This window comes from Amycolatopsis pretoriensis (assembly GCF_900107925.1).
GTDB classification, from domain to species: Bacteria; Actinomycetota; Actinomycetes; order Mycobacteriales; family Pseudonocardiaceae; genus Amycolatopsis; species Amycolatopsis pretoriensis.
Genome location: NZ_FNUJ01000016.1, coordinates 75771 through 102269, shown reverse-complemented (window position 1 = coordinate 102269; position 26499 = coordinate 75771). Strand labels below are relative to the sequence as shown.

30 protein-coding genes, 1 tRNA gene and 1 pseudogene are annotated in these 26499 nt (G+C 72.6%); 22 read left to right on the top strand and 10 right to left on the bottom strand.

Features of this window, described 5'->3' with window-relative positions; genetic code table 11:
* The first annotated feature begins 39 nt into the window (after positions 1 to 39).
* Positions 40 to 582, top strand: a complete 543-nt coding sequence (locus BLV96_RS45880) for a dihydrofolate reductase family protein (protein ID WP_086679358.1) — start codon at positions 40 to 42, stop codon at positions 580 to 582.
* On the opposite strand, the gene BLV96_RS45875 is transcribed toward BLV96_RS45880, so the two are convergent.
* The 3 genes from BLV96_RS45875 to BLV96_RS45865 all read right to left on the bottom strand — a co-directional run bounded on the left by BLV96_RS45875 (position 579) and on the right by BLV96_RS45865 (position 2732).
* Positions 579 to 1169 carry a TetR/AcrR family transcriptional regulator gene (locus BLV96_RS45875; RefSeq protein ID WP_086679357.1) on the bottom strand — a complete coding sequence of 197 codons (591 nt, stop codon included), beginning with the start codon at positions 1167 to 1169 and terminating at the stop codon, positions 579 to 581. The two genes, BLV96_RS45880 and BLV96_RS45875, sit on opposite strands and share 4 nt — an antisense overlap.
* A gap of 4 nt (positions 1170 to 1173) precedes the next feature.
* Positions 1174 to 2043, bottom strand: coding sequence for an alpha/beta fold hydrolase (locus BLV96_RS45870; RefSeq protein ID WP_086679356.1), 870 nt, complete (start codon positions 2041 to 2043; stop codon positions 1174 to 1176).
* Between the two features lie 251 nt (positions 2044 to 2294).
* Complete coding sequence (locus BLV96_RS45865; protein WP_086679355.1) at positions 2295 to 2732, bottom strand: YybH family protein; 438 nt, start codon at positions 2730 to 2732, stop codon at positions 2295 to 2297.
* Positions 2733 to 2782: 50 nt separating this feature from the next.
* Between BLV96_RS45865 and BLV96_RS45860 the strand changes: the two genes are divergently transcribed.
* Together BLV96_RS45860 and BLV96_RS45855 are read left to right on the top strand one after the other, a co-directional pair.
* Positions 2783 to 3421, top strand: coding sequence for a TetR/AcrR family transcriptional regulator (locus tag BLV96_RS45860; RefSeq protein ID WP_086679354.1), 639 nt, complete (start codon positions 2783 to 2785; stop codon positions 3419 to 3421).
* Between the two features lie 40 nt (positions 3422 to 3461).
* The gene (locus tag BLV96_RS45855) at positions 3462 to 3968 is read left to right on the top strand and encodes a VOC family protein (protein ID WP_086679353.1); all 507 of its coding nucleotides are present in this window, start codon (positions 3462 to 3464) and stop codon (positions 3966 to 3968) included.
* Here the strand turns inward: BLV96_RS45855 and BLV96_RS45850 are convergent.
* Entirely contained in the window at positions 3965 to 4393 is a 429-nt protein-coding gene (locus BLV96_RS45850; protein WP_086679352.1) for a DoxX family protein, read from the bottom strand. The genes BLV96_RS45855 and BLV96_RS45850 overlap by 4 nt on opposite strands.
* A 390-nt stretch (positions 4394 to 4783) precedes the next feature.
* Here BLV96_RS45850 and BLV96_RS45845 point away from each other — a divergent pair, with 390 nt between their 5' ends.
* The 9 genes from BLV96_RS45845 (at position 4784) to BLV96_RS45805 (ending at position 11655) form a co-directional block, all read left to right on the top strand.
* Positions 4784 to 5473: a TetR/AcrR family transcriptional regulator gene (locus BLV96_RS45845; protein WP_086679351.1), complete on the top strand. Its 690-nt coding sequence runs from the start codon at positions 4784 to 4786 to the stop codon at positions 5471 to 5473.
* Entirely contained in the window at positions 5470 to 6564 is a 1095-nt protein-coding gene (locus tag BLV96_RS45840; RefSeq protein ID WP_086679350.1) for an FAD-dependent oxidoreductase, read from the top strand. The genes BLV96_RS45845 and BLV96_RS45840 overlap by 4 nt, the downstream gene beginning before the upstream one ends.
* 13 nt (positions 6565 to 6577) lie before the next feature.
* Positions 6578 to 7270, top strand: a complete 693-nt coding sequence (locus tag BLV96_RS45835; RefSeq protein ID WP_244180966.1) for an alpha/beta fold hydrolase — start codon at positions 6578 to 6580, stop codon at positions 7268 to 7270.
* A gap of 24 nt (positions 7271 to 7294) precedes the next feature.
* Positions 7295 to 8545: a PucR family transcriptional regulator gene (locus tag BLV96_RS45830; RefSeq protein WP_091390410.1), complete on the top strand. Its 1251-nt coding sequence runs from the start codon at positions 7295 to 7297 to the stop codon at positions 8543 to 8545.
* An 85-nt stretch (positions 8546 to 8630) separates the two neighbouring features.
* Complete coding sequence (locus tag BLV96_RS45825) at positions 8631 to 8882, top strand: hypothetical protein (protein WP_244180965.1); 252 nt, start codon at positions 8631 to 8633, stop codon at positions 8880 to 8882.
* 30 nt (positions 8883 to 8912) lie between these two features.
* Positions 8913 to 9545 carry an NAD(P)H-dependent oxidoreductase gene (locus tag BLV96_RS45820; protein WP_086679349.1) on the top strand — a complete coding sequence of 211 codons (633 nt, stop codon included), beginning with the start codon at positions 8913 to 8915 and terminating at the stop codon, positions 9543 to 9545.
* A 93-nt stretch (positions 9546 to 9638) separates the two neighbouring features.
* Positions 9639 to 9953: an uS12 family ribosomal protein gene (locus BLV96_RS45815; protein WP_143051140.1), complete on the top strand. Its 315-nt coding sequence runs from the start codon at positions 9639 to 9641 to the stop codon at positions 9951 to 9953.
* Between the two features lie 5 nt (positions 9954 to 9958).
* A complete protein-coding gene (rimO, locus tag BLV96_RS45810) occupies positions 9959 to 11326 on the top strand; it encodes a 30S ribosomal protein S12 methylthiotransferase RimO (protein WP_425266227.1) in 1368 nt (455 codons plus the stop codon).
* A 23-nt stretch (positions 11327 to 11349) separates the two neighbouring features.
* Positions 11350 to 11655 carry a hypothetical protein gene (locus tag BLV96_RS45805; RefSeq protein ID WP_086679346.1) on the top strand — a complete coding sequence of 102 codons (306 nt, stop codon included), beginning with the start codon at positions 11350 to 11352 and terminating at the stop codon, positions 11653 to 11655.
* Positions 11656 to 11668: 13 nt separating this feature from the next.
* Here BLV96_RS45805 and bla read toward each other — a convergent pair whose 3' ends face one another.
* Complete coding sequence (bla, locus tag BLV96_RS45800; RefSeq protein ID WP_086679345.1) at positions 11669 to 12565, bottom strand: class A beta-lactamase; 897 nt, start codon at positions 12563 to 12565, stop codon at positions 11669 to 11671.
* Between the two features lie 107 nt (positions 12566 to 12672).
* Between bla and BLV96_RS45795 the strand changes: the two genes are divergently transcribed.
* Complete coding sequence (locus BLV96_RS45795; RefSeq protein ID WP_086679344.1) at positions 12673 to 13530, top strand: LysR family transcriptional regulator; 858 nt, start codon at positions 12673 to 12675, stop codon at positions 13528 to 13530.
* Positions 13527 to 14429, top strand: a complete 903-nt coding sequence (locus BLV96_RS45790) for a serine hydrolase (protein WP_086679343.1) — start codon at positions 13527 to 13529, stop codon at positions 14427 to 14429. The genes BLV96_RS45795 and BLV96_RS45790 overlap by 4 nt, the downstream gene beginning before the upstream one ends.
* 113 nt (positions 14430 to 14542) lie before the next feature.
* Here the strand turns inward: BLV96_RS45790 and BLV96_RS45785 are convergent.
* Positions 14543 to 14782, bottom strand: a pseudogene (locus tag BLV96_RS45785) (RidA family protein); the annotation flags it as partial.
* A 349-nt stretch (positions 14783 to 15131) separates the two neighbouring features.
* Here BLV96_RS45785 and BLV96_RS51650 point away from each other — a divergent pair.
* Positions 15132 to 15368, top strand: a complete 237-nt coding sequence (locus BLV96_RS51650) for a WCX domain-containing protein (RefSeq protein ID WP_482746382.1) — start codon at positions 15132 to 15134, stop codon at positions 15366 to 15368.
* 196 nt (positions 15369 to 15564) lie between these two features.
* On the opposite strand, the gene BLV96_RS45775 is transcribed toward BLV96_RS51650, so the two are convergent.
* Positions 15565 to 16131 (bottom strand): isochorismatase family protein, encoded by a 567-nt coding sequence (locus BLV96_RS45775; protein WP_086675488.1) that lies wholly within the window; start codon positions 16129 to 16131, stop codon positions 15565 to 15567.
* 56 nt (positions 16132 to 16187) lie between these two features.
* Between BLV96_RS45775 and BLV96_RS45770 the strand changes: the two genes are divergently transcribed.
* Positions 16188 to 16469, top strand: coding sequence for a hypothetical protein (locus BLV96_RS45770; protein ID WP_086675464.1), 282 nt, complete (start codon positions 16188 to 16190; stop codon positions 16467 to 16469).
* On the opposite strand, the gene BLV96_RS45765 is transcribed toward BLV96_RS45770, so the two are convergent.
* The gene (locus BLV96_RS45765; RefSeq protein ID WP_086675465.1) at positions 16466 to 16678 is read right to left on the bottom strand and encodes a DUF2795 domain-containing protein; all 213 of its coding nucleotides are present in this window, start codon (positions 16676 to 16678) and stop codon (positions 16466 to 16468) included. The genes BLV96_RS45770 and BLV96_RS45765 overlap by 4 nt on opposite strands.
* A gap of 35 nt (positions 16679 to 16713) precedes the next feature.
* On the bottom strand, positions 16714 to 17706 hold the full coding sequence (gene selD, locus BLV96_RS45760; RefSeq protein ID WP_086675466.1) for a selenide, water dikinase SelD: 993 nt from the start codon (positions 17704 to 17706) through the stop codon (positions 16714 to 16716).
* Between the two features lie 54 nt (positions 17707 to 17760).
* On the opposite strand from selD, the gene BLV96_RS45755 reads away from it, so the two are divergent.
* The 6 genes from BLV96_RS45755 to nrfD all read left to right on the top strand — a co-directional run bounded on the left by BLV96_RS45755 (position 17761) and on the right by nrfD (position 25965).
* A tRNA-Sec gene (locus tag BLV96_RS45755) sits at positions 17761 to 17855 on the top strand.
* A complete protein-coding gene (gene selA, locus BLV96_RS45750) occupies positions 17855 to 19138 on the top strand; it encodes an L-seryl-tRNA(Sec) selenium transferase (protein ID WP_086675467.1) in 1284 nt (427 codons plus the stop codon). The genes BLV96_RS45755 and selA overlap by 1 nt, the downstream gene beginning before the upstream one ends.
* On the top strand, positions 19129 to 20841 hold the full coding sequence (selB, locus tag BLV96_RS45745) for a selenocysteine-specific translation elongation factor (RefSeq protein ID WP_086675468.1): 1713 nt from the start codon (positions 19129 to 19131) through the stop codon (positions 20839 to 20841). The genes selA and selB overlap by 10 nt, the downstream gene beginning before the upstream one ends.
* A 147-nt stretch (positions 20842 to 20988) precedes the next feature.
* On the top strand, positions 20989 to 24216 hold the full coding sequence (fdh, locus tag BLV96_RS45735; protein WP_167379946.1) for a formate dehydrogenase: 3228 nt from the start codon (positions 20989 to 20991) through the stop codon (positions 24214 to 24216).
* The gene (locus tag BLV96_RS45730; protein WP_086675471.1) at positions 24209 to 25045 is read left to right on the top strand and encodes a 4Fe-4S dicluster domain-containing protein; all 837 of its coding nucleotides are present in this window, start codon (positions 24209 to 24211) and stop codon (positions 25043 to 25045) included. Before fdh ends, BLV96_RS45730 begins: the two co-directional genes overlap by 8 nt.
* A complete protein-coding gene (nrfD, locus tag BLV96_RS45725) occupies positions 25042 to 25965 on the top strand; it encodes an NrfD/PsrC family molybdoenzyme membrane anchor subunit (RefSeq protein ID WP_086675472.1) in 924 nt (307 codons plus the stop codon). The genes BLV96_RS45730 and nrfD overlap by 4 nt, the downstream gene beginning before the upstream one ends.
* On the opposite strand, the gene BLV96_RS51090 is transcribed toward nrfD, so the two are convergent.
* A complete protein-coding gene (locus tag BLV96_RS51090; protein WP_244180964.1) occupies positions 25943 to 26323 on the bottom strand; it encodes an alpha/beta fold hydrolase in 381 nt (126 codons plus the stop codon). The genes nrfD and BLV96_RS51090 overlap by 23 nt on opposite strands.
* Positions 26324 to 26499: the final 176 nt, after the last annotated feature.

Here is a 26499-nt window from a genome sequence, read left to right as displayed (position 1 = left end):
GCGCCACCGGGGCGCGGCGAAGAACCACCGGGAGCAGTCATGAGCGTGATCGTCGTCGAGTTCCTCACCCTGGACGGTGTCGTCGAGGACCCGGACGGCTCCGGGGGCACCGCCACCGGTGGCTGGGCCTTCCGGCACGGCCCGGAAGCCGTGGCGGGGGACAAGTTCCGGCTCGGCACCCTGCTCGACACCGGCACCCTGCTGCTCGGCCGGAAGACGTGGGAGCTCTTCTCGAAGCTCTGGCCCGGCCGCACGGACGAGTTCTCGGTCCGGCTCAACAACGCGACGAAGCTGGTCGCCTCGCACAGCCTCGAAGGCGTCTCCGCCTGGCAGAACTCCACGCTGCTGCGGGGAGATCTCGTCGCCGAAGTCGAGAAGAACGAGGGCGACGTCATCGTCATCGGCTCGGTCGGGGTCGCGCAGACCCTCGCCCGTCACGGCCTGGTCGACGAGTACCGCCTGCTCGTCTTCCCGACCGCCGTGGGCGCGGGCCGGCGGCTGTTCGAAACCCCCGCGGACCTCGACCTCGTGGCCACCACGCAGGTCGGAGCGGCGATCCTCAGCACGTACCGGACGCGCTAGGTCCGCAGGAGGCTCGCGAGCCAGCCGCCGAGGACCTGCTGGACCTCGGCGCGGGTGCGTGCCGGGTCGTCCGCCGCGGCGATCATCCGGGCCGCCTCCATCACCGCACTGAGCACCAGCTGCGCCAGGGCGCGGACGGGCATTTCGACGATCAGCCCGTCCGCCCTGGCCTGCTCCAGGACGGCGATGATCAGGCCGAGGCCGTACTCCGCCTCGATCTCGCGCCAGACGTCCCAGCCGAGCACGGCGGGCGCGTCGGTGAGGGAGATGCGGCGGACCTCTTCGCGCAGGCACGCGTCGAGGAAGACGCCGAGGCCCTGCAGCATGCCGGTCAGCGGGTCCGCGCCGCCGGCGAACGCGGCCTGGACCTCCTCGGTCAGTTCGCGTTCCAGCTCTTCGACGACGGCGCGGAACAGGCCCTGCTTGTCGGCGTAGTGGTGGTACAGCGCGCCGCGGGTGACGCCGGCGGCACGGGTGATCTCGTCCGCCGGAACGGCCTGGTAGCCGCGGGCGGCGAACAGTTCGCGCGCGGCGGCGACCAGCGCGGCCTTGGTGCCGGCGGAACGGTCCTCCTGGGTACGTCGCACCCGCCTAATCTGCCATGACACCCGCGAACTCGGCGATGTGCCCGGCCAGCGCGGCGGGCTGGTCTTCGGAGACGAACGTGTAGGCGTCGGCGATCTCGACGAGCTTCGCGTCCGGCAGCAGCGCCGCGAGGCGGTGGGCCAGCCGGATCGGGAACAGCTTGTCCTCCGCGGCCCAGGCGAGCAGCACGGGCCGGTCGAAGGTCCGCAGCGCTTCGGCGGCGGCGAGGGTGTGCCGCGGGTGCACGTCCCGCAGCAGCTTGCGCAGGTCACGGCGCACGCCGGCGGACTTGCGCAGCTGCCCGAGGTAGGCCTGCGCGACGTCGTCGGGCAGCGGCCGCTTGGTCACCCAGCCGAAGAGGAGCGGCAGGGGGTGGAGCGCCCGGATCCGCAGCAGCTGGCCGAGCACGGCCATCGACCCGGGGATTTTCGCCACCGGCGGCAGCGCCTTGAAGATGGGCGGGAAGAAGTACTCGAAGCAGTCGGACGGCGTGAGCACGACGCGCCCGACGCGCTCCGGCCGGCGGCTGAGCATGATCTGCGTCAACGCGCCGCCGGTGTCGTTCGCGACGAGCGTGACGTCCCGGAGGTCGAGCGCGTCGAGGAAGTCCGCGATGAGGTCGGCGTTGCCGGCGGGGGAGAGGTCGGCGTCCGCGCGCATCGGCAGGTCGTGCGAGCCGAGGGGCAGATCCGGTGCCAGGCAACGGAATCCGGCCGCGGCGACGTCCGGAACGACCTTTCGCCACAGTTCGGCGTTCGTCAGTACACCGTGGACGAACACCACGGGGGCGCCTCGGCCCCGCTCGAAGTACCGCACCTCGCCGGCCGGCAGCCGGACGCGGCGCTCCTGACCCAGGGATTCGCTGCGTGTCGTCATGGGGCGAGAATACATACATGGTGTATGTATGTAAATGAGAGCGGGAGGTGTACGCGGGGGCTCGGCTCGAAGCGGTGGTTGCGGTGATGCCCCGGGACTTGGCTTCGGGGAAAGGTCGGATCCGGGGGCATCACCGCCCGCGGGACAGCTGACACGGTGTCCTGCGGTGGACTCACCCTACGAACCGCCGGCCCACCTGACCAGGGCCTCGATGCGGTGTCGAAGGTTTGTCGCCCGGTCGGTCACCGGCTCTACCGAGAGTTGAGCGGGGCGTCCGGCGCGGGTTCGTCCGGTGGCCGGTCGCCGTGGCGGTGGACGATCTTCCACTCGCCTTCCTCGCGGCGGTACACGTGCGTCACGCGCAGGGTGTACGTCGCCGGTTTGCCGTTGAGCGTCACGGTGTTGTGCTCGTAGCCGATCGTGTAGGCGAGGTCTCCGCTCGCCCCCGCCGCGACCACTTCGAAGCGGTACTCGCGGGAGTCGGAGAACTGCGCGGCGACGCGGCGGAAGGCGTCGCTCACGTCGGCCCAGCCCGTGCGGATCGGCAGCCAGGCGCCGAAAAGGCTCACCGGGTCGGCCTTCGACCACAGTGCGGTGCGGGGTCCGGCGTCGCCGTTGTGGATGGCGCGTTCGGCGGCGGTCTGCCGCGGCAGCATCTCGGCCAGGAACTCCTCGGTGGGTGCTGGCATGATAACTCCAATGCAGTTGGGCTGTTTTCAATACAGTGAGGATGTATCGGATGAGCGAGCCGGTCAAGAGGCGGTACGACTCGAGCCGCCGGCAAGAGCAGGCGCGGGAGAACCGGCGCCGCATCCTGACCGCCGCGCACGACCTTTTCGTCACGAAGGGTTACGGCCGGACGACCATCGCCGACATCGCCACGGAAGCCGGTGTCGCGCCGGAAACCGTTTACTCGGCGTTCAAGAACAAGCCGGCGCTGCTGCACCGGACCTGGGACATGACCGTCGGCGGGGACGACGAGGACGTGCCGATGCTCGACCGGCCGGAGCTGCGGGCCCTGTTCGCCGAGCCCGACCTGGGCACCCGGCTCACCGCGTTCGCGGTCTTCAACACCGCCGCCATGCGCCGGACCGCGCGGCTGCACCTCGCGGTGCGCGGTGCGGCGGCGAGCGATCCCGCGGCGGCGGCGATGCTCGCCGAGATCGACCGGCAGCGGCTGGAGAGCATGGGCGGGCACGCGCGCGAAGCCGCGGCCACCGGGCAGCTCGCGGTCGCCGAAGAGGAGTGCCGCGATGTCCTGTTCGCGACGACGGACGGGACGCTGTGGCACCAGCTCGTCGAGCGGCTCGGGTGGTCCGACGAGCGGTACGCGGCCTGGCTCGGCCGGCTGTGGACGGCGTCCTTCGTGCTACGTTAGAGTTGAAACTTCAACCGATTTCCGTGCGCGGGGGCCGTCGATGTCGATCTTCCGTCTGAACCACGCGGTGCTGTACGTCCGGAACGTGGCCGAAAGCGTCGCGTTCTACCGGGACGTGCTGGGCTTCGACTACATCGAGGGCGGCGACGCTCACCGCGGCGCGGCCTTCCTGCGGGCGCCCGGCTCGACCAACGACCACGACCTCGGCCTGTTCGAACTCGGTTCGCACGCCGCGGACTCGGGCGCGGGGGAGACGTCGGTCGGGCTGTACCACCTGGCGTGGGAGGTCGACACGCTCGGCGACCTCGAGCGGCTCGCCGGCCGTCTCCAGGAGGCGGGCGCACTGGTCGGCTCGTCCGACCACGGCACCACGAAGTCGTTGTACGCCAAGGATCCCAGCGGGCTCGAGTTCGAGGTCGTCTGGATCATCCCGCGCGACCTGCTGACCGAAGCGGACCGGGCGAAGAGCGGGCCGCTCGACCTCGCGGGCGAGCTGGCGAAGTACGGTCCCGACGCGCGCAGCGGCGTCGGGATCTCGCGCCCCTAGGCCGTCACGCGGGTGCGCGCCGGCTCCGGCGGGGTCCGGTGCAGGGCCGGCAGGTTGCCGAGCGCGAACCGGCCCGGGCCGATGAACGCCACGGCCAGCAGGCCCCAGCAGAACAGCGTCGCCGCCTCACCGCCGTTCTGGATCGGCAGCAGGCCGTCCGGCAGGTGCACGGTGAAGTACGCGAAGGCCATCGAGCCGGAGCCGATCACCGCCGCCGCGCGAGTGCCGAGGCCGACGCAGATCAGCGCGCCGCAGACGAGCTGGATGACGGCGGCCCACCACCCGGGCCACGCTCCGACGGCGGCGGGCGCCTTCGCCCCGAGCACGCCGAAGAGCGTTTTCACGCCGTGGCAGGCGAACAGGAAACCGATCACGATCCGGTAGAGCCCGATGACGTGGTCGCGGGCCGGGTCCAAGCGGTGCACGGGCGCCTCCGGGGCGGCATCGAGCCGGCCGGTGGGTGCGGCCGGCCGGTGCGGATTCGGTGGAATCAGATATACCGCTCGTGAGAAGTTGACACACCCCCCGAAAGTTGCTTAACCGGTTTTCCGAATGAAATGCGGAACCGGGGTTGACAAAGTGGTCTGGACCTCTGCGTCGCCTTGTGGTAGAACGGGAAACCGCCGGACGGGTGATCTTCGCCAGGTGGTCCAGACCAGTTTGCCGAGTGGTCCGTGTTTCGCGATTATTTCCGATTCTTTTCGATTAATGCCGCAGCGGCGGGTGCTGGGCTTCGGCGATCAGCGGCCACTGCAAGGGTGTGACCTGCACCGCACGAACGTGTTCGTCACGAACATGTTCGCTACTGTGGTGGCATGGCTTCGGAAAGCACTTACAACCGCCGCGAGCGTCCGGCGAAGCCGGCGTTGACCCGTGACGGCATCGTGGCGACGGCCGTCACGGTCATGCGCGCCGAAGGCGTCGAGCGCGTCACCATGCGGCGGCTCGCCAAGGAGCTCGACACCGGCGCCGCTTCGCTCTACGTGTACGTCAAGGACACCGAAGAACTGCACGCCGCGGTGCTCGACGAACTGCTCGCCGAGGTGCACCTCGACGGCGCGGGGGACTGGCGCGAACGCCTGTGGGCGGTGCTCGGCTCCTACCGGTCGGTGCTGTTCGCGCACCCGAGCCTGGCCCGCGTCGCGCTCGTGACCCGGCTGAGCGGGCCGCACTACCTGAGCCTCGTCGAGGCGGTGCTCGCGCTGCTCGACGAGGGCGGCATGGCGCCCGGCCAGGCCGCCTGGGCGGTCGACGTGCTGCTGCTGACCGCCACCGCGACCGCCGTCGAGCACGGCACCCGCCGGGAGAAGCCCGGGGCCGCGCGCGAGCACGAGGTCATGGTCGAGTCCGTGGCCACCGCTTCGCCCGACACCCACCCGCACATCGCCGCGCTGGCCACCGACCTGGTGTCCGGTTCCGGTCCCACCCGCGCCCGGTGGGCGTTCGACGCGCTGCTCAACGGCGCGCTCGCCACCCCGCGCGCCGAACCCGAGGAGACCCGATGACCCGGATCGCCATCGTCGGCGGTGGCCTCGGCGGCCTCATGCTGGCGCGCGTCCTGCACACCCGCGGGATCGCGACGACCGTCTACGAGTTCGACGCGTCACCGACCGCCCGCGACCAGGGCGGCACGCTCGACCTGCACCAGGAGTCCGGGCAGCGGGCCCTCGCGGAAGCCGGCCTGACCGAGCGGTTCCGGGCCATCGCGCGGGAAGAGGGCGAGGCGCTGCGCATCCTCGACCGCCACGGCGTCGTCCGGTTCGAAGAGACCGCCGACGCCGCCGGCGGCACCCGGCCCGAGGTCGACCGCGGCGCGCTCAAACGGATCCTGGTCGAGTCGCTGCCGGACGGCGTCGTCCGCTGGGGCACCAAGGTGACCGCGGTGGACGCCGGCCGGCTCACCCTCGCCACCGGCGAAGTCGTCGAGGCCGATCTGGTCGTCGGCGCGGACGGAGCCTGGTCGAAGGTCCGGCCGCTGCTGTCGGACGCGGTGCCGGTCTACTCCGGACTGTCCTTCGTGGAAGCCCATCTGTCCGATGTGGACATCGCGCACCCGGCGGCGGCCGCGCTCGTCGGCGCGGGCTCGATGTTCGCGCTGGCCGACGGTCTCGGCCTGATCGCCCAGCGCAACGGCGGGGGCCGGATCCGCGTGTACGCCGCGGTCAAGAACGAGGACCCCGCGGCGGTCACGGCACTGGCCGACCGCGAACGTCTCCTCGACGTCTTCGGCGACTTCGCGCCCGAACTGCGCGCCCTCGTCGAAGACAGCGACGACCCGCTGGTCCCACGGCCGATCCACGCCCTGCGGCCCGGCCACCGCTGGGCGCGGGTGCCGGGCGTGACCCTGCTCGGCGACGCCGCGCACGTGATGTCGCCGTTCGCGGGCGAGGGCGCGAACCTCGCCATGCTCGACGCCACCGAGCTGGCCCTCGCGCTCGCCGCCCACGACGACGTCGAAAGCGCTCTCTCGGCGTACGAAACCGCGCTCTTCCCGCGTGCCGAAGAAGCCGCCCGGGACTCCGCGGACAACCTCGAAGCCTGCTTCCGGCCGGACGCGCCCGCCGCGATGGTCGAGCAGATGCTCGCCCACTCCTGAAAGGACCTGAACCGTGAACCTGCGTCCCCACCCCGGACTGGACATCCCGCTGGTCGACACCGGCGCCGGCGACCGCACCGTGCTGGTCCTGCACGGCGGCGCCGGCCCACGGGGTGTCGAGCCGATCGTCGAGCACTTCGCGCCGCACGCCCGGGTGCTCGCGCCGACGCACCCGGGCTGGGCCGGCACGCCGCGCCCGGACTGGTTCGCCGGCGTCGACGACCTCGCCGTGACCTACCTCGACCTGCTCGAGGACGAGGAAGCCCACGACGTCCTCGTCGTCGCCAGTTCGTTCGGCGGCTGGGTCGCGTCCGAAATGGCCGTTCGCGACCGCGGCGCTCGCATCTCCCGGCTGGTCGTGCTCGACGGCATCGGCCCGGACGTCGAGGGCCACGCCATCAGCCTGCCCCAGCCGCCGCCCGGCGCGCCCGGTCCGGACCCCGCGGACATGGCGGCGCTGCGGGCCTACGCCGGCCCGCGGATCGCCGACCCGAAGCTGCTGCGCCGGCTCGCCCGGGTGCGGATCCCGGCGCTGCTGATCTGGGGCGAGGACGACGTCGTCGTGCCGCCGGAGTTCGGCAAGGCCTACGCGGCCGCGTTCGCCGACGCGCGGTTCGAGGTCGTGGCGGGTGCCGGGCACGTGCCGCACGTTCAGGCCCCGGCCGAAACGTTCGCCTTGATCGACGAGTTCACCGGACGGGCTTGATCGTTCACCCCGTAGAGTAGCTCCATGGTGGACGAAGAAGCCGTCTCGGACCGCATCCGGCAGATCGCCGCCACCCTCGCGGACCGGGCGGTCGAGCTGGCCGGGGAACTGGTCCAGCTCTACGCGGCCGACCTGCCGCAGCTGGTCAACGACGACGAGCGCATGGTGAGCCTGCTGTCGGCGAGCGTCTACCAGAACATCGAGACCGCGCTGCAGATCCTCCAGCACGGCATCGACCCCGCCAACGTCGAACCGCCGGCCGCGGCCGTGGAGTACGCGCGCCGGCTCGCCCAGCGCGGCACCCCGGTGTTCGACCTGATCCGCGCGTACGACCTCGGCCAGGCCGCGATGCTCGACTTCGGGTTCCAGGAGTGCATCCGGCACGTCGACGACGCGGCCCTGCTCGGGGCGATGATGCGGCGCCTGCTCAAGGTCGCCTACGAGTTCATCACGCGGGTGGTGCGCCAGCTCGTGACAGTCTACCAGGACGAACGCGACAAGTGGCTGCTCAACCGGAGCGCCGCGCGGGCCGCCAAGGTGCTGGACCTGTTGAGCGAGAACGGCGGCCCGGCCGACGTCGACGCGGCCGAGGCGGTCATCGGCTACCGGCTGCGCGGCACGCACGTCGGGATGATCGTCTGGCACGCGTCCGAGGCGCACGACGTGCTGTCACACCTCGAGTCGGTCGCGGGCGCGGTGCTCGAACGAGCCGGCGGCGAAGGGCGGCCGCTGTTCGTGCCCCGCGACGAAGCCGGCGCGTGGGCGTGGCTGCCGGTCGCGGCAGTCCGCCGCGAACACCTCGACGCGGCGCTCGCGGAAGCCGACCCCGGCGTGCGCGTGACGGTCGGCGACCCCGGCACCGGCGTCGCCGGCTTCCGCGACACCCACCAGCAGGCCCGCCGGGTGCACGCGCTGGCGCTGGCCGCCGGCGAGCACTGCGACCGCGTGCTGACCTTCCGGGAGGTCGGCACGGTGGCGCTGATGACGACCGACCTCAACGCGGCCCGGCTGTGGGTCGCGAGCACGCTGGGGCCGCTGAGCGCCGACGACGAGAACTGCGGCCGGCTGCGCGACACCCTGCGCGTGTTCCTCGCCTCCGGCGGCAGCTACACCGCCGCCGCGGGCGAGCTGACGATGCACAAGAACTCCGTGCAGTACCGCGTCCGCAAGGCCCAAGAGCTCCTGCCGCGCGAGCTCGCGGAGAGCCGCCTCGACGTCGAACTCGCGTTGAACCTGAGCCACCGCCTGGGCGCGGCCGTGCTGTCGACGGCCTGACTTTGGTATCCCGGACCACCGGTCGTGAAGATCGTTGGTGCGCGGGCACGAAGCCGTGATGACCCGTTCGGCCTACCTTTCGGCTATGGGTGAGAACGGTGGGATGCTCGCATTGGTGCGGCTACGCCGAGGCGTCGTCGGCGAAAGCAGACGCGTCTGCCACCTGATCCCCGTCCCGGCCGCGGGCGCGGTGCCCGCGCAGCTGACCGCGTTGTGCGGCGAAGCGATCTTCCCCGGCGACGCCGAAGTCCTCGACGGACTGCGCGGCATGCCGTGCCACCGCTGCCTGATGGAAAGCGCGCCCGCCGGGCCGGGTCTGCTGGCGAACGCGGGCTGAGCCGCCGGGCCGGCGTGGCAAGCTGACGCGGTGATCGACGACGAGTCCCGGCCGGTGGTCGTCCTGCTGGCCCACCCCCGGCCGGGGAGCTTCAACCACGCGCTCGCCGAGCGGGTCCGCGACGCGCTGACCCGCGCCGGGCGGCCGGTGCGCTTCCACGACCTCTACGCCGAGGGCTTCGACCCGGTGCTGACCGCCGAAGAGGCCTACACGAGCGGGACGCGGGCGGAGGAGTTCCTCGCCGCCGAACCGGACCCGCTGGTGCGCCGGCACCGCGAGGAACTGGGGGAAGCGGGCGGGCTCGTCGCGATCCACCCGAACTGGTGGGGCAAGCCGCCGGCCATCCTGAGCGGCTGGCTCGATAGGATCCTCGTCCCCGGCGTGGCGTACCGCCTCGACGACGCCGGCGGCGCGCCGGAGTCGTTGCTGTCGCTGCGCGGGCTGCTCGTCGTGAACACTTCGGACACCACCGAAGAGCGCGAGCGGACGCTCTTCGGCGATCCGCTGGACGCGATCTGGCGGCGCTGCCTCGCGCCCTACCTCGGCGAGCCGGCCGTGCGGCGGCTCGTCCTGCGGGTGGTCGCCGACACCGACGAGGAGCGGCGGGCCGGGTGGCTCGACGACGTCGAAGCCGAGGTCCGGCGGCTGTTCGGTGGTCACTGACCGGTTCCGGCCAGTTCCGGTGAAGACCTTGAGCGGGCTTCGCGCCGCGTGCGATTCTCGGGCCGACCCGGCACCGGACTCCGAGGGGGAACCGTGAGCATGCTCGAGCGGATGGCCGAAGAACGCCGTCGCCGTCAGGAAAGCACGCCGGACGCGCCGGCCGGGCAGCAGTGGGGTACCTGCGTCAGCGTCCGTGAATCCGGCGACCGGCGGCGCAAGATCGCCCGGGTGCTGCTCGCGAGCGGCCTGGTCGTCACCGCCTACCTGCCGTTGAACGCCGTCGCGCCCGCGGTCGACGCGCCGGTGCTGGTGCAGACCCGGGCGATCGGCGACGAAGGCCAAGGCCGGGGCATCGTCTCCGCGATCGGGGACTCGAAGCCGCCGACCGTCGCCGTCGTCGAGTACTGATCGCCGTGCGCACGGTCTCCCTGGTCACCCTGGGCTGCGCGCGCAACGAGGTCGACTCCGACGAGCTCGCCGCCCGGCTCGGCGGCTCGGGCTGGCAGCTCGCCGAACCCGGCACCGAAGCCGACGTCGTCGTGGTGAACACCTGCGGGTTCATCGAAGCGGCGAAGAAGGAGTCGATCGACACGGTCCTCGCTGCGTCCGGCAAGGGCGCGAAGGTCGTCGCCGTCGGCTGCATGGCCGAGCGCTACGGCCGCGAACTCGCCGACGCGCTGCCCGAAGCCGACGCCGTCCTGTCGTTCGACGACTACCCCGAGATCGGCGACCGCATCGAGGACGTCCTGCACGGCCGGACCCGGCCCGCGCACACCCCGCGCGACCGGCGGACGCTGCTGCCGATCACGCCGGTGCGGCGGCCCGCCGCGGCCGTGGCCCACGTGCCGGGGCACGGGCCGGCGAGCGGCCCGCGGGTGCTGCGGCACCGGCTCGGCGGCGGCCCGATCGCGCCGCTGAAGCTGGCGTCGGGCTGCGACCGGCGCTGCACGTTCTGCGCGATCCCGAGCTTCCGCGGCGCGTTCGTCTCCCGCCCGCCCGCCGAGATCCTCGCCGAAGCCGAGTGGCTGGCCGGCCACGGCGTGCGCGAACTGGTGCTGGTCAGCGAGAACTCGACGTCCTACGGCAAGGACCTCGGCGACCTGCAGGCGCTGGAGAAGCTGCTGCCGAAGCTGGCCGGCATCGCCGACCGCGTCCGGGTCAGCTACCTGCAGCCCGCCGAGCTGCGCCCGACGCTCGTCGAGGTGATCGCCGGAACGCCGGGGATCGCGCCGTACTTCGACCTGTCGTTCCAGCACGCGAGCGGGCCGGTGCTGCGCCGGATGCGCCGGTTCGGCGACCGCGAGCGGTTCCTGCAGCTGCTCGAGCGGATCCGGGCGCTGGCGCCGGACGCGGGGGTGCGCTCGAACTTCATCGCCGGTTTCCCGGGCGAGACCGACGCGGACTTCGCCGAGCTGAAGCAGTTCCTGCAGCAGGCCCGGCTCGACGCGGCCGGGGTGTTCGGTTACTCGGACGAGGACGGCACCGAGGCCGTCGGCCTGCCGGCCAAGGTGCCGGCGTCGCTGCTGGCCGAGCGGGTCGAGGAGCTGTCGCTGCTGGCCGACGACGTGGTGTCCCGCCGCGCGGAGGAGCGGATCGGCAGCGTCGTCGAGGTCCTCGTCGGAACGGGCGGCCACGGCTGGGCGGCCCACCAGGGCCCTGAAGTCGACGGGCACGTGACGTTCCCGGAGGAGGCGCCGGAACCGGGTGCCCTCGTCCGGGCGGAGGTCATCGGCACCCACGGCGTCGACCTGCGGGTGCGCGTGCTCACCGCAGACTGCTGAAGGCTCGACAAAAGGGGAGAACAATGCGCAAGTTCATCGCTTCTTTGCTGCCCGTCGTCTGTCTGACGAGCGCGCTCCTGGGACTGTCGTCCGCCGGCCTGGTCGCCGCCGCCGAGCCGGCGCACAGCTCGGCGACGGCTACTCCACTTCGGAACGGCTGGACGACCTACTACGAAAACTACTTCTACACCTTCGACTCCTGTCACGCACGCGGTCTCAGGGTCACCGGGAACTACAGCGGCAACGGCGAGATTCCCGGCACGACCAACTTCTTCTGCTACGTGGAGCTGGGCGACCAGAAGTTCTCGATGGACCTGTACTGGTCCTGAGCCAGGCCATCGTTCACTGGAGAGCGCTGAAGGCGAGTTTCGCCGCCGCGGCGATCAACCGGTCGTCGTGGTCGGCGTGCTCGGTCTTCTTGTCCGACATCACCACCAGCACGATCGGCGCTCGCCCCGGCGGCCATACCACCGCGATGTCGTTGCGCGTCGCGTACTCGCCGGTGCCCGTCTTGTCGGCGACCGCCCAACCCTCGGGCGCGCCCGCGCGGATCAGGGCCGCGCCGGTCAGGTTCGCGCGCATCATGTCCGTCAGGATCTGCCGCTTCTCCGGCGGCAGTGCGTCGCCGACGGTGAACGCGCGCAGGCTCGTGGCCATCGCCCGCGGGGTGCTGGTGTCCCGGACGTCGCCCGGCGCCAGGTCGTTGAGGCCGGGTTCGATCCGGTCCACGTGCGTGGTCGTGTCACCGATCCCGCGCAGCGCGGCGGCGAGCCCCGGCGGCCCGCCGAGCTCGCGGAACAGCAGGTTCGCGGCGGTGTTGTCGCTGTAGCGCAGGGCCGCGTCGATCGCGTCGCGCAGCGAAATGCCGGTCTCGACGTGCTTTTCGGTGACCGGCGAGTTCTCCTGCAGGTCGGCGCGCGTGTACTTCAGCACCTTCGCCAGCCCGTCGACGCTCGTGCGCTGGAGCACGGCGGCGGCGGAGAACGCCTTGTGCGTCGAGGCGTAGCCGAAACGTTCGTCAGCGCGGTGGAGGAGTTCGCGCCCGGACCCGGTGTCGACGGCGTAGACGCCGAGGCGCGCGTCGAACTCCCGTTCCAGCGGGGTGAAGTCCGCCTGCGGGGCGACGACGGTGCTCGAAGGCGCGGGTGCGGCCGGCGCGGGGGCTTCGGCGGCGCACGCGGTGAGCGAAACGAGGACCAGCGCGGCGAGCGCGGTCCGGTGGACGTGGGGCAACGGCACGGGACACCCTTTCGATCTTGACCGACCTCCGCAGTCTCACCGGCATCGCTCATGCTGTCCAAGACGGAAACGTGCGGTTCAATGCGGAAGTCGCATAGAGTGAGGTCATGGACCTGATCGGCGGCTGCCGGGCGTTCGTGAGCGTGAGCGAGGCGGGAAGCTTCACGGCGGGTGCGGCGGTCGCGCGCATCCCGCAGCCGGTCGCGAGCCGGCGGATCGCGGCACTGGAACGGCACTTCGGCGAACGGCTCTTCGACCGCTCGACCCGGCGGGCGCGGCTGACCCCGTTCGGCCGGGACGTCCTGCCGTCGGCGAAACGGCTGGTGCGGCTGGCCGACACTCTGGAGCACGACGCGCGGCGCGCCCGGCTGCGGCCGATGCGCGTGGCCGTCCCGGACACCTGCGGCGTGCGCGAGCTGGCCGAACTCGCCGCCGAGGCCCGCCCGCTGGAGGTCCATCTCGAATTCCGCATCGCGCCGCCGGGGGAGCGGGCCGAGCTCGTGCGCACGCAGGAGGTGCGGGCGGCACTCGTCGCGGTCCCGGCGGACGAGGGCGCGTGGACCGTGCCGCTGGGCCTGGCCGGCGTGGCTGCCCCGAAGGCGCGCTTGGTGCACCTGGAGACGTTGCGGGCCGGGCGGTCCGGCGGTCCGCGGCGGCACGTGTGGATCCAGCCGGAGGACGACGTCCCGCACATCCGCGACCCGCTCCTGCGCGCGCGTGACGCCGTGGGGCTGCCGCCCGCGCAGGTCGAGGTGGCCGGATCGCTGACCGAGGCGGCCGCGGCGGTGTTCGGCTCGACGGACCTCCTGCTGTGCTCGCGGGCGCAGGCCGGCGAACTGGGACTGCACTGGCGACCGGTCGGGGAGGTCGCACCGGCGCGCGGGTTCGCCGTGGCGGGAGAGGACGCCGAGCGGCTTCGGGGGCTGTCCGCCGCCGTCGGACGGTGCCTGGGAGCCGAGGCGTGAGCGCGGAAGCGCTGGTCCGGCAGCTGCGCACGGAGCTGGACGACGGCGGGCTGCGCGGATCTTTCCTGGTCCGCGACCTGAAGTCCGGCCACGAACTGGGTATCGACGCCGACCGGGTGTACCCGATCGCGTCCCTGGTCAAGGTCCCGCTCGCGGCGGCGACCCTGGAGCGCATCCGCCTCGGCGAGCTGGACGGCGCGACGCAGCTGGAGGTCGCGCCCGGCGGCGTCACCACGCCCGGGCCGATCGGGCTGACGCGGTTCCGCCACCCGGCCCGGATCGCGGTCGACGACCTGCTGTACCTGAGCACCGCGCTGAGCGACGGCGTGGCGGCCGACGTCCTGTTCGGACTGACCCCGCCGGCCGAGATCATGCGGACGCTCGACGGGTGGGGCCTGTCCGGGATCGCCGTGCGCCACCTGATGGCCGACCTCGTCGACACCCCGGCCGAGCGCTTCGACGCGGGCGAGGTGGACCTGGCGCACGCGCTGGCGATCGGCGCGGGCACGGCGGGCCGCGGGCACCGGCTGGCCCAGCTGGACGTGACGCGCGCGAACGCCGCGTCGGCGCGGGCGGTGCTCGACCTGCTGCAGGCGCTGTGGACGCCGTCCCGGATCGACCCGGCAGTGGCGGCGGGCGTGCGGGAACTGATGGCGCACAACGTGATCCGCCACCGGCTGACCCCGGACTTCGCCTCGGACGCGGCCCGCTGGTCGTCCAAGACGGGGACGCTGCTGAACCTGCGTCACGAGGCGGGCGTGGTCGAGCACGCGGACGGGCGGGTGTTCGGCGTGGTGGCGCTGACGGAGTCGCGGGTCCCGGCGGTCCTCCAGCCGGAGGCGGACGTCCTGATGGCCCGGGTGGCCCGGGAGCTGCGCGACCACCTGCGCGGCGCGTGAACCGGCGCCGCCGTACCGCGTCGCGGAGTCGATCTCCCGCCGGCAGCGCCACCAACCACATCGAGGTGGATCGTACGGCTTCGAGCGGCCGGCGCAGCTCGAAGCCGTACGTCCTAGGCGACCGCCGTGCCTTCCAGTTCGACGAGCTGGCCGGGGATGGCCAGCCGCGTCACGCCGAGCATCGTCGTCGCGGGTGCCACCCCGGCGGCACCGAGCCGGGCGGCCAGCACGCCGTAGTGCGGGAAGAGCCCGTCGACGTCGGTGGTGTAGACGTTGAGCCGGACGAGGTTCGCCAGCGTCATGCCGGCCTCGCCGAGCACGGCCTCCAGGTTGTCGAGGCTCAGGGCCAGCTGACGGACCTGCTGTCCCGCCAGGTGGCTGCTGCCGAGGTACGGGAGGCGACGATGGCGAGATCCGGCGCGCGGTGCTGGCGGGGCGGAAGCTGCGGATCCATTACGCGGCGGCGGGGGAGGAGCCAGGTGGCGCGCGGTGGACCCGATCGGGTTGGTGACGGTCCGCGAGCGGGGTTATCTGCTGGCTACTAGGTCCGGTTCGGATCGGACTTACCGGTTGTCGCGGGTGTTGTCGGCTGCGGAGTTGGCGGAGCCGGCTGAGCGTCCGCGTGACGTCGACTTGGTCAGGGCTTGGCGGGAACGTTGCGCGCGCTTTCTGGCGGATGGGCACCTGACGGTGTCGGTGAGGGTGAGCCCGGCGCGGCGCGAGGAGCTGCTCGGGATGGCGGTCGCGGTGTGGGCGGCGGAAGTGGCGGAGAGGGACGGCTGGCTGCTGCTGGAGGTGACGTTCCAGGACCTGCGCCATGCGGAGTGGGCGCTGTGGCAGCTGTGCGCGGAGGTGGAGGCGATCGAGCCGGAGGTACTGCGGGAGAAGTTCCGAGATCGTGCGGCGGCGATCGCGGCTCGGTACGAGGGCTCGGGGTGAGAGCGCCGGGCGCGGCAGGCGGTGGGCCGGACGGTTCGGCAGATGCCGAGCGACCGGCCGCAGGTTGGTGGGCTGGCCGCAGCCGAGCATTTCGGTGCCCCTCGCCAACTAACCTCTCCCGGCCCCCGGCCCCCGGCCCCCGGCCCCCGGCCCCCGGCCCCCGGCCCCCGGCCCCCCGGCCCCCCGGCCCCCCGGCTCAAGCCGAAGCCATCACCCCGAAGTCCACCTCATCGGTCTTGACCGTCCCCGCAGTCCGTCCCGGAGCGGTCTGAAACCCCCAATACAAATTGGTGTGCGCGACAACAGCCCCCGGCTCCGGAGCCCCGTACGCCGTCAAATCCTCCGTCGTGTGCGCATCCGCCACCAAAGTGGCGTCGTACCCCCGGGCGAACGCCCCGTGCAACGTCGACCGGATACAGGCATCCGTCTGCGCCCCGGCCACCACCAGCCGCCCGACCGCCAGCGAAGCCAGCACCGCCTCCAGCTCCGTGTCCTCGAACGAGTCCCCGTACTCCTTATGCACCAGGGGTTCCGCCGAATCCGGCACCAGCTCCGGCACGTACTCCCACACCGAACTCCCGCGCGGCAGCTCCTCACTCGTGTGCTGCACCCACACGACCGGAACCCCACCGCCGCGCGCCTTCTCCACCAGCGTGACGATGTTCGAGAGGACCGCCGCGCGGTCGTGAGCCCCCTCCATCACGCCGTTCTGGACGTCGACAACGAGCAAAGCAGTCTTGGGGCGATCCGGCAAAGTCGTCATGCCGGCCACCTTAACCGCGAGCACCGACAGTTTCGGCGCACGTAGCATGACCGGCCATGGACTACGGGATGCTGCTGCTCGGGATCGTCCTGCTCATCACGGTCGTCGGGCTGGGGGCCTCGAACACCGAACGCAGGCTCGGCCGCCGGCTCGACCGGATGGAAAGGAAGCTGGACGCCATCGTCGCCCAGCTCGGGGTGACCGTCGAGGAGCCCGGGCTCGCCGAGGTCGCCGCCCTGGTGCGCGAAGGCAAGAAGATCCAAGCCATCAAGGTCTACCGCGAGAACACCGGCGCGGACCTCAAGGAAGCCCGCGACGCCGTGGAGCGCCTCGTCTAAGGCGCTCCGCCGATGTGCTTGGCCGACACCGCCTCCCACACGGCGTCGAAGTTCTCGTACCGGTCGCCTTCTGTCAGGCCGCCGAGCGTTCCGAGCACGGCGTCGCCGCCGCCGGCCGCGGCCGCGCGCCGCAGGAGCTCGTCGCGGCCGCACGGGTAGTCGGTCTCGGCCAGGTGCTGTTCGAGGCTGGAACGGTCCGGTGCAGGCATGATCCCCGCGTACCCAACCCGGACGGCCCGAAAACTCAGCCGGCGACGATCGTGTGCTCCCCGCGCGGCACCAGTTCCCCGATCACCGGGTGGCCCGGCAGCTCCCCGGCGACCAGCAGCCCGCCGGACGTCTGCGCGTCGGCCAGCAGCAACGCCTCGTCCGGCGAAATCCGGGACACGTCCACGTGCGGGCTCACCCAGTCGAGATTCCGGCGCGAGCCGCCGCTGACATACCCGTCGCGCAGAGCCTCGCGCGCCCCGTCGAGGTAGGGCACCGCGGCCGGGTCGAGCCGGGCCGTCACCCCGCTGGCCCGCGCCAGCTTGTGGAGGTGACCCAACAGCCCGAAACCGGTGACGTCCGTGGCGCAGACGGCCCCGGCGGCGAGCGCGGCGCGGGCCGCCTCGTCGTTCAACGTCGTCATGACGTCGATCGCCTGCGCGAACCGCTCGCCGGTCGCCTTGTGCCGCGAGTTCAGCACGCCGACGCCGAGCGGCTTGGTCAACGTCAGCGGCACGCCCGCGCGGCCCGCGTCGTTGCGCAGCAGCCGCGAAGGATCCGCGACGCCGGTGACGGCCAGTCCGTACTTCGGCTCCGGGTCGTCGATGCTGTGCCCGCCGGCCAGGTGGCAGCCGGCCTTGCCGCAGACGTCGAGGCCACCGCGCAGCACCTCGCCCGCGAGCTCGAACGGCAACGTCTCCCGCGGCCAGCCCAGCAGGTTGACCGCCACCACCGGCGTGCCGCCCATGGCGTAGACGTCGGACAGCGCGTTGGCCGCCGCGATCCGCCCCCAGTCGTAGGCGTCGTCGACGACCGGGGTGAAGAAGTCCGTGGTCGCGATCAGCGCGGTCGACCCGGAGATCCGGACCGCGGCGGCGTCGTCGCCGGTGTCGAGGCCGACGAGCAGCTCGCCGGCGGGGTCGGCGGGCGAGCTCCCGGTCAGGCCGCGGACGGCCTCCTCGAGTTCGCCCGGCGGGATCTTGCACGCACAGCCGCCCCCGTGCGCGTACTGCGTGAGTCGGTATTCCACCGCTTCATCGTGCCCGCCCGCCCCAACCTTGGCAGGATGGTCGCCATGGTGCAGGGAGGCGTATCCGGCCTGGTGACCGGCACGGTCTTCAAAACCGTTGAGCGGCAGGTCCTGCCGCTGGCGGGTTCGATTCCCGTCCGCCTCCGCCATGCCTGACCCGCGGCGCGCGATCCCGCGCACCGACGCGGTCCTGGCCGAGCCCCGCGTCGCGAAAGCGGCCGGGACACTCGGGCGTGACCTGGTCAAAGCGGCCGTCCGAGCCGCCCAGCAGGCCGCGCGGGCCGGGGAAATCGCCGCCGAAGACGTCGTCGACGCCGTGCTCGCGCGGCTTCCGGCGAGCGCGGCGTCGCTGCGGCCGGTGGTCAACGCGACCGGCGTCGTCGTGCACACCAACCTCGGCCGCGCCCCGCTGTCCGCGGCCGCGCTGGACGCGCTCGTGGCGGCCGGAGGCGCCACCGACGTCGAGTTCGACCTGGCGACCGGCGAGCGCGCCCGGCGCGGCCGCGGTGCCCTCGCGGCGCTCGCCGCGGCCGTCCCGGACGCCGGCGCGGTGCACGTCGTCAACAACAACGCCGCCGCCCTGCTGCTCTGCGCGCTCGCCCTGGCCCCGGGCCGCGAGATCGTCGTCAGCCGCGGCGAGCTGGTCGAGATCGGGGACGGCTTCCGCATCCCCGACCTCCTCGAATCCACCGGCGCCCGGCTGCGTGAGGTCGGCACGACGAACCGGACGTCACTCCGCGACTACGCCGAGGCGATCGGCCCGGACACCGGGTTCGTCCTCAAATTGCACCCCTCGAACTACCGCGTCACCGGCTTCACGTCGGAGGTGGCGCTCGGCGAGCTGGCCGGGCTCGGCGTGCCCGTCGTGGCCGACATCGGATCCGGGTTGCCGGCTCCGCACCCGATCCTGCCCGACGAGCCGGACGCGGCGACCGCCCTGCGCGCGGGCGCCACAGTCGTCACGGCCAGCGGCGACAAGCTCCTCGGCGGCCCGCAGGCCGGCCTCCTGCTCGGGGACGCCGACGTCGTCGAACGGCTGCGGCGGCACCCCGCCGCGCGGGCTCTTCGCGTCGACAAGCTCACCTTGGCCGCGCTCGAAGCGACCTTGCGCGGACCGGAACCGCCGGTTCGTGCCGCCCTCGACGTGTCCCTCGACTGTCTCCGGCAGCGCGCCGAAGCCCTGGTCCAGGCGCTGGACGGCGTCGACGCCCGGGTCGTCTCGTCGGTCGCGGCCGTCGGCGGCGGGGGAGCGCCGGGCGTCGAGCTGCCCAGCGTCGCGGTGAGCCTGCCCGCCCGGTACGCCGTCGCGCTGCGGACCGGCGAGCCCGCGGTCGTCGGCCGCGTCGAACGGGACCGGTGCCTGCTCGACCTGCGGACCGTGCGGCCGGAAGAAGACGTGCGGGTCCGGCAAGCCGTCCGCCGATGCGGGTGATCGTCACGGCCGGGCACGTCGACCACGGCAAGTCGACGCTGGTGCGCCGGCTGACCGGGATGGAACCCGACCGGTGGGCCGAGGAACGGCGCCGCGGGCTCACCATCGACCTCGGCTTCGCCTGGACGCGGATCGGCGAGGAGGACGTCGCGTTCGTCGACGTGCCGGGTCACGAGCGGTTCGTGCCGAACATGCTCGCGGGCGCCGGACCCGCACCGGCGGTGCTGTTCGTCGTCGCGGCGGACGAGGGCTGGATGCCGCAGTCGGCCGAGCACCTCGCCGCGCTCGACGCGTTCGGCGTCCGGCGTGGCCTGCTGGTCGTCACCAAGGCCGACCGGGCCGACCCGGCGGCCGCGACCGCGAAAGCGCTGGGCGAGATCGCGGCGACGTCGCTGGGCGCGGTGCCGAGCGTCGCGGTCAGCGGGACGACGGGCGCGGGTTTCGACGAGCTGCGTGCGGCGATCGGCACCCTGGCCGGCGGCCTGCCGGCCCCCGAACCGGACGCCGACGTGCGGCTGTGGATCGACCGCGCGTTCACCGTTTCGGGGGCCGGCACGGTCGTCACGGGCACCCTCGCGGCGGGCACGATCGCGGTCGGCGACGAGCTGGTGCTCGGCGACGCGAGGGTCAAGGTCCGCGGCCTGCAGGCGCTCGGGAAATCCCACGACCGGGTGACGGCGGTGGCCCGGGTGGCGGTGAACCTGCGTGGCACCGCGCGGACCGAGGTCCGGCGCGGCGACGTCCTGCTCACGCCGGGGCGGTGGCACGCGACGGCCGAGTTCGACGTCCGGCTGCGCGCCGCCGACGTCCACCGGAACCTGGTGCTGCACTTCGGCACGGCGGCGGTGCCGGTTCGCGTCCGTCCACTCGGGACGGACACCGCGCGCCTCACGACGGCGGCCGCGCTGCCGCTGCGCGTCGGCGACCGCGGGCTGCTGCGCGACCCCGGCGAGCACCGGATCGCCGCCGGGTTCGACGTGCTCGACGTCCGCCCGCCGTCGTTGGCCCGCCGGGGCGCGGCCCGGGCGCGCGGCGAGGAGCTGGCGGACCCGGATCTCGCCGGGACCTACCTGCGGCGGAACGGATTCGTGCCGGCGCCGGACTTCGCGGCGATGGGCCTGCCGGAGACGGGCGAGAAGATGGGGGACTGGTTCGCCGACCCGGCGCGCGTCGCCGGGCTGCGCGCCGAGGCCGTGACGATCGTGCGGGGCTGGGACGCCCTGGCCGCGGGGATGCCGGTGGAAGCGCTGCGGCACCGGCTCGGGCTGCCCGCGCCGGAGCTGGTCGGCCCGCTGCTGGCGGGCACGGGGTTCGAGGTCGCGGGTGGGCTCGTCCGGCGGCCGGGCGCGGGTCTTGCCCCGGCCGTCGAGAAGGCCCTGGAAACGGTGGCGAAACGGCTCGCCGAGCACCCGTTCCGCGCCCCGGAGGCGGACGAGCTGCGCGCACTGGGCCTGGGCCGCCGCGAGCTGGCGGCGGCGGTCCGCCTCGGCCGGCTGACGGCGGTCGCGGAGGGGGTCGTGCTCGGCCCGGACGCCGAGGAACGCGCGGCGGCCGAGCTGCGCGGGCTGCCCCAGCCGTTCACGGTGTCGGAGGCGCGGCGGGCCCTGGACAGCACCCGCCGGGTGATGATCCCGCTGCTGGAACGCCTCGACGCGGCGGGCGTGACGGAACCGCTCGGCGACGGAACCCGCCGCACCAGCTGACTCCCCGGCCCCGAAACGTCGCGAATGACTCATTGGGGACCTCCGACGCCCCGTATGGGTCATTCGCGGCATCCGGCCGCGATGCGTCACTCGTCGAGCCGATGGTTGGACCTGCGAATCGCGGGTATCGCTACTACCGTGCCAGGTATGGGTGTGCGTCGGTGGATCGAAGGCTGGCCGGTGTACCGGCAGCTGACCGGTCCCGACCGGACTGCCCGAGCCGCCGCGGCCAAATCGGACGGTTCGGAGAAATGGCACGCCCGCACCGAAGACGCCGACAAGGTGGTCAAGTCCATCTGCCCGTTCTGCGCCGTTGGCTGCGGTCAGAAGGTGTACGTCAAGGACGGCCGCGTCACGCAGATCGAAGGCGATCCCGACTCGCCCATCTCGCGCGGCCGGCTCTGCCCGAAGGGTTCCGCCAGCAAGCAGCTCGTGACCAGCCCGAGCCGCGTCACCGAGGTCCTCTACCGGCGCCCCTACGGCACCGACTGGGAGCGCCTGCCCCTCGACACGGCGATGGACATGATCGCCGACCGGGTCCTCAAGACCCGCGCCGAGACGTGGCAGGACAAGGACGAGCAGGGCCGTCCGCTCAACCGCACGCTCGGCTTCGCCAGCCTGGGCGGCGCGACGCTGGACAACGAAGAGAACTACCTGATGAAGAAGCTCTACACCGCGCTCGGCGCGATCCAGATCGAGAACCAGGCGCGTATTTGACACTCCGCCACGGTTCCCGGTCTGGGGACCTCCTTCGGTCGTGGAGGCGCCACGACGTTCCAGCAAGACCTCGCCAACGCGGACTGCATCGTCATCCAGGGCTCGAACATGGCCGAGTGCCACCCGGTCGGGTTCCAGTGGGTGATGGAGGCGAAGGCCCGCGGCGCGAAGATCATCCACGTCGACCCGCGGTTCACCCGCACCAGCGCGGTCTCGCACGTCCACGCGGCGTTGCGCGCGGGTTCGGACATCGCGTTCCTCGGCGGGCTGATCAACCACGTCCTCTCCGAAGGGAAGGACTTCCGGGAGTACGTCCTCGCCTACACGAACGCCGCTGCCATCCTGCGTGAGGACTTCCAGGACACCGAAGACCTCGACGGCGTCTTCTCGGGTTACGACCCCGAGAAGCGCCAGTACGACATGACGACGTGGGAGTACGAAGGCGCCCCGACCGTGCCCGCGGCCGGCTCCACCGACCCCGAGCGGCCGGGCGAGCCGGGTTCGGAGTCGCAGCACGGCGGCGAGGAGCACCAGCAGACGGCCCGCGCCGACACCTACGGCAGCGGCGGCGCGGCCGTGGCTGCGAAACCGAAGACCGACGAGACGCTGCAGCACCCGCGGTGCGTCTACCAGGTGCTCAAGCGCCACTTCGCCCGCTACACGCCGGAACTGGTCGCCGACGTCTGTGGTCTGCCGGTCGAACAGTTCCGGGAGATCGCCGAGGCGGTCACCGCGAATTCCGGCCGCGACCGGACGACGGCGTGGGTGTACTCGGTCGGCTGGACGCACCACACGGTCGGCGCGCAGTACATCCGCACGGCGTCGATCCTGCAGACGCTGCTCGGCAACATCGGCCGCCCCGGCGGCGGCATCCTCGCACTGCGGGGCCACGCCAGCATCCAGGGCTCCACCGACATCCCGACGCTGTTCAACCTGCTGCCCGGCTACATCCCGATGCCGCACGCGCACCAGCACCAGAGCCTCGACGAGTTCGTCGCGGCCGACGCGGGCAAGACCGGGTTCTGGGGCAACATGCGCTCCTACGCGGTCAGCCTGCTCAAGTCGTATTGGGGCGACTCGGCTCAGCCGGGCAACGACTTCCGCTTCGACTACCTGCCCCGGCTCACCGGCGACCACGGCACGTACGCGACCGTGCAGAAGCAGATCGAGGGGGAGTGCAAGGGCTACTTCCTGGTCGGGGAGAACCCGGCCGTCGGCTCGGCCAACGGCAAGTTCCAGCGGCTCGGGCTGGCCAACCTCGACTGGCTCGTCGTCCGCGACCTGCAGCTGATCGAGAGCGCGACGTTCTGGAAGGACGGCCCGGAGGTCGAGACCGGCGAGCTGAAGCCCGAAGAGATCGGCACCGAGGTCTTCTTCCTGCCCGCCGCCGCGCACACCGAGAAGGACGGCAGCTTCACCAACACCCAGCGCCTGCTGCAGTGGCACCACAAGGCCGTCGAACCGCCCGGCGACGCGCGGTCCGACCTGTGGTTCTACTACCACCTGGGCCGGCTGATCCGGGAACGCGTCGGCGACGACCCGCGCGACGCGCCGATCCGCGACCTCACCTGGAGCTACCCGGTCGAAGGACCGACCGACGACCCGAGCGCGGAGTCCGTGCTCGCCGAGATCAACGGGCACGGCCCGGACGGCCCGCTCTCGGCTTACACGCAGCTGAAGGACGACGGCTCGACCGCGTGCGGCTGCTGGATCTACTGCGGTGTCCGCGCGGACGGGAAGAACCAGGCCGCCAACCGGCAGCCGCGCACCGAGCAGGACTGGGTCGCGAAGGGCTGGGCCTGGGCGTGGCCGGCGAACCGCCGGATCCTCTACAACCGCGCGTCCGCCGACCCGGACGGCAAACCCTGGAGCGAGCGGAAGAAGCTGCTCAGCTGGGACGCCGAACAGGGCAAGTGGGTCGGCCCGGACGTCCCGGACTTCGAGCCCACCAAGGCGCCGGACCACGAGCCGCCCGAGGGCGCGAAGGCGCAGGACGCGCTGGGCGGGCGTGACCCGTTCATCATGCAGACCGACGGGAAGGCGTGGCTCTACGTCCCCGCCGGCCTGGCCGACGGCCCGCTGCCCACGCACTACGAGCCGTTCGAGAGCCCGGTGGAGAACGCGCTGTACAGCCAGCAGGAGTCGCCGACGCGCCAGACCCTCGAGAGCCCGTCGAACCCCTACAACCCGGCGCGGAGCGAGGTCTACCCGTACGTGTTCACCACCTACCGGCTCACCGAGCACCACACGGCGGGCGGGATGAGCCGGACCCTGCCGTACCTGTCGGAGCTGCAGCCGGAGTTCTTCTGCGAGGTCTCCCCGGCGCTCGCGGCCGAACGCGGCCTGGAGAACGGCGGCTGGGCGACGATCATCTCGGCGCGGACGGCGATCGAGGCCCGGGTGCTCGTGACCGAGCGCGTGAAGCCGCTGAAGGTCCGCGGCCGGACGATCCACCAGATCGGCCTGCCCTACCACTGGGGCCCGAACGGCCTCACCCGCGGCGACGCGGCGAACGACCTGCTGTCGATCGTGATGGACCCGAACGTGCACATCCAGGAGTCGAAGGCGGCCACCTGTGACATCCGGCCGGGGCGCCGCCCGCGCGGCGCCGCGCTGCCGGCCATGGTCGAGGAGTACCGGAGGCGAGCCGATGGCTGAGTACGGCACCCAGCCCCGGATGGGGTTCTTCACCGACACGTCGGTGTGCATCGGCTGCAAGGCCTGCGAAGTGGCGTGCAAGGAGTGGAACGGCGTCCCCGACCGCGGGGAGCTCGACCTGCTCGGCTCGTCCTACGACAACACCGGCGCCCTGGGTTCGAACACCTGGCGGCACGTCGCCTTCGTCGAGCAGCCCAAGAAATTCGAGTCCACTGTGGACCTCGGCATGCCGGATGTCGGCGCGCCGGGGCAGGACGACCCCGGCGTCCGCTGGCTGATGTCTAGTGACGTCTGCAAGCACTGCACGCACGCGGCCTGCCTCGACGTCTGCCCGACGGGCTCGCTGTTCCGGACCGAGTTCGGCACCGTCGTCGTGCAGCAGGACATCTGCAACGGCTGCGGCTACTGCGTCCCGGCGTGCCCGTACGGGGTCATCGAAAAGCGCGAGTCGGACGGCCGCGCGTTCAAGTGCACCCTCTGCTACGACCGGCTCGGCGCGGGCATGGAACCGGCCTGCGCCAAGGCGTGCCCGACCGACTCGATCCAGTTCGGCGAGCTGGACGAACTGCGCGAAAGGGCCGACGAGCGGGTGCGCGACTTGCACGACTCGGGTGTGCCGGAGGCCCGGCTCTACGGCCACGACCCGGACGACGGCGTCGGCGGCGACGGCGCGTTCTTCCTGCTGCTGGACGAACCCGAGGTTTATGGGCTGCCGCCGGACCCGGTCGTCACGACCCATGACCTGCCGGCGATGTGGAAGCGGGCCGCGGTGACGGCGGCCGGCGTGGCCGCGGCCGTCGCGATGTCGTTCCTGGGGCGGCGCCGGTGAGCCCGCGTCGCGAGCGGGCGATGGTCGAGCCCGCCGAGTTCAAGTCCTACTACGGCCGGCCGATCCTCAAGGAACCGGCGTGGAAGCAGCCGGACGTGCCGCTGTACCTGTTCCTGGGCGGCGCGGCGGGCGCGTCGGCGACGATGGCGGCGCTGGCCGACGTCACCGGGCGGCCGGGCCTCGCGCGCGTGGGCAAGCTCGTGGCGTCCGGCGGGTCGATCGCGAGTGTCGTGGCGCTGATCCACGACCTGGGCAAGCCGACGCGGTTCCTGCACATGCTGCGGGTGCTGAAGCCGACGTCACCGCTTTCGGTGGGGTCGTGGATCCTCTCGCCGTTCTCGGGGCTGGCCGCGGTGGCGGCGGCGTCCGAGGTGACGGGGAAGCTGCCGGCGATCGGCAGGCTCGCGGGGGCGGGCGCGGCCGTGCTGGGGCCGGCGATGTGCACGTACACGGCGGTGCTGCTGGCGGACACGGCGACCCCGTCGTGGCACGAAGCCCACGGGACGCTCCCGGTGCTGTTCGCGGGCAGCGCGCTGACGAGCGCCGCGGGCGCGGCGATGCTGGCGGCACCCGAGGGCGAGGTGGGCCCGGCGGTCCGGGCGGGGCTCGCGGGCGCGGTGGCGGAGCTGGTGGCCGAGCACCACCTGGAGACCGGGCTGGGCCTGGTGTCGGAGCCGTACCGGACGGGCCGCGCGGGCAAGCTGCTGAAGGCGGCGAAGGCGTTGACGGCCGCCGGCGCGGGACTTTCGGTGCTGGCGAGCCGCAACCGCGTCGCGGGTGCGTTGGCGGGCGCGGCTTACCTGGCTTCGGGACTGTGCACGCGGTTCGGCGTCTACGCGGCGGGGGTCGAGTCCACAAGGGACCCGAAGTACGTGGTGATTCCGCAGCGGGAGCGGCTCACCCGGCGGGCAGGCGGCTGAAGAAGCCGCCCAACGCGGCGGCGAGGTCTTCCGGGTTGTCCTCGGCCACGTGGTGACCGGACTTGATGGCGTGCCCTCGGTCATCCTCGGCCCAGTTCCGCCAGACGCCCAGGACGTCGCCGTACAGGTCCGCCATGTCGTCGTCACTGGACCACAGAACCAGTGCGGGGCTGGAAATCCGCCGGCCCGCGGCTCGGTCGGCATCGTCGTGGGCGCGGTCGACGCCGAGGCCCGCCCGGTAGTCTTCGAGCATCGCCGTGACGGTGGCCGGGTCGTGGATCGCGCGAACCGGGCGTCTCAGCGCGGCCAGAGCTTCGTCGATCGGGACGGCGTCGAGGATGGCCAGGCCCCGGATCACGGACGGGTGATCGGAGGTCGGCCGGGGCGCCACATAGGCTCCGCGAGTCCGTCGGGGGTTGTCGGATTGTCGTAGCCCCGCGCGCCCGGGCAGACGGTCGTGAACCGCTCGGCGAGCCGGGGCGCCACGCCGTGTGGGTGCGCGGATGCCCGTGCAGCAGTAGAACCCGTGGCGCC

Bases quoted from the DNA above. Each gene is read 5' to 3' on its own strand.
- BLV96_RS45730 (WP_086675471.1), top strand. From the start codon at position 24,209: ATGGCTGAGTACGGCACCCAGCCCCGGATGGGGTTCTTCACCGACACG.
- BLV96_RS45840 (WP_086679350.1), top strand. From the start codon at position 5,470: ATGACCCGGATCGCCATCGTCGGCGGTGGCCTCGGCGGCCTCATGCTG.
- selA (WP_086675467.1), top strand. From the start codon at position 17,855: ATGCCTGACCCGCGGCGCGCGATCCCGCGCACCGACGCGGTCCTGGCC.
- BLV96_RS45805 (WP_086679346.1), top strand. From the start codon at position 11,350: ATGCGCAAGTTCATCGCTTCTTTGCTGCCCGTCGTCTGTCTGACGAGC.
- BLV96_RS45880 (WP_086679358.1), top strand. From the start codon at position 40: ATGAGCGTGATCGTCGTCGAGTTCCTCACCCTGGACGGTGTCGTCGAG.
- BLV96_RS45865 (WP_086679355.1), bottom strand. From the start codon at position 2,732: ATGCCAGCACCCACCGAGGAGTTCCTGGCCGAGATGCTGCCGCGGCAG.
- BLV96_RS45870 (WP_086679356.1), bottom strand. From the start codon at position 2,043: ATGACGACACGCAGCGAATCCCTGGGTCAGGAGCGCCGCGTCCGGCTG.
- BLV96_RS45795 (WP_086679344.1), top strand. From the start codon at position 12,673: ATGGACCTGATCGGCGGCTGCCGGGCGTTCGTGAGCGTGAGCGAGGCG.
- BLV96_RS45775 (WP_086675488.1), bottom strand. From the start codon at position 16,131: ATGACGACTTTGCCGGATCGCCCCAAGACTGCTTTGCTCGTTGTCGAC.
- BLV96_RS45770 (WP_086675464.1), top strand. From the start codon at position 16,188: ATGGACTACGGGATGCTGCTGCTCGGGATCGTCCTGCTCATCACGGTC.
- BLV96_RS45845 (WP_086679351.1), top strand. From the start codon at position 4,784: ATGGCTTCGGAAAGCACTTACAACCGCCGCGAGCGTCCGGCGAAGCCG.
- BLV96_RS45855 (WP_086679353.1), top strand. From the start codon at position 3,462: ATGTCGATCTTCCGTCTGAACCACGCGGTGCTGTACGTCCGGAACGTG.
- BLV96_RS45765 (WP_086675465.1), bottom strand. From the start codon at position 16,678: ATGCCTGCACCGGACCGTTCCAGCCTCGAACAGCACCTGGCCGAGACC.
- selB (WP_086675468.1), top strand. From the start codon at position 19,129: ATGCGGGTGATCGTCACGGCCGGGCACGTCGACCACGGCAAGTCGACG.
- BLV96_RS45860 (WP_086679354.1), top strand. From the start codon at position 2,783: ATGAGCGAGCCGGTCAAGAGGCGGTACGACTCGAGCCGCCGGCAAGAG.
- BLV96_RS45825 (WP_244180965.1), top strand. From the start codon at position 8,631: ATGGGTGAGAACGGTGGGATGCTCGCATTGGTGCGGCTACGCCGAGGC.
- BLV96_RS45830 (WP_091390410.1), top strand. From the start codon at position 7,295: ATGGTGGACGAAGAAGCCGTCTCGGACCGCATCCGGCAGATCGCCGCC.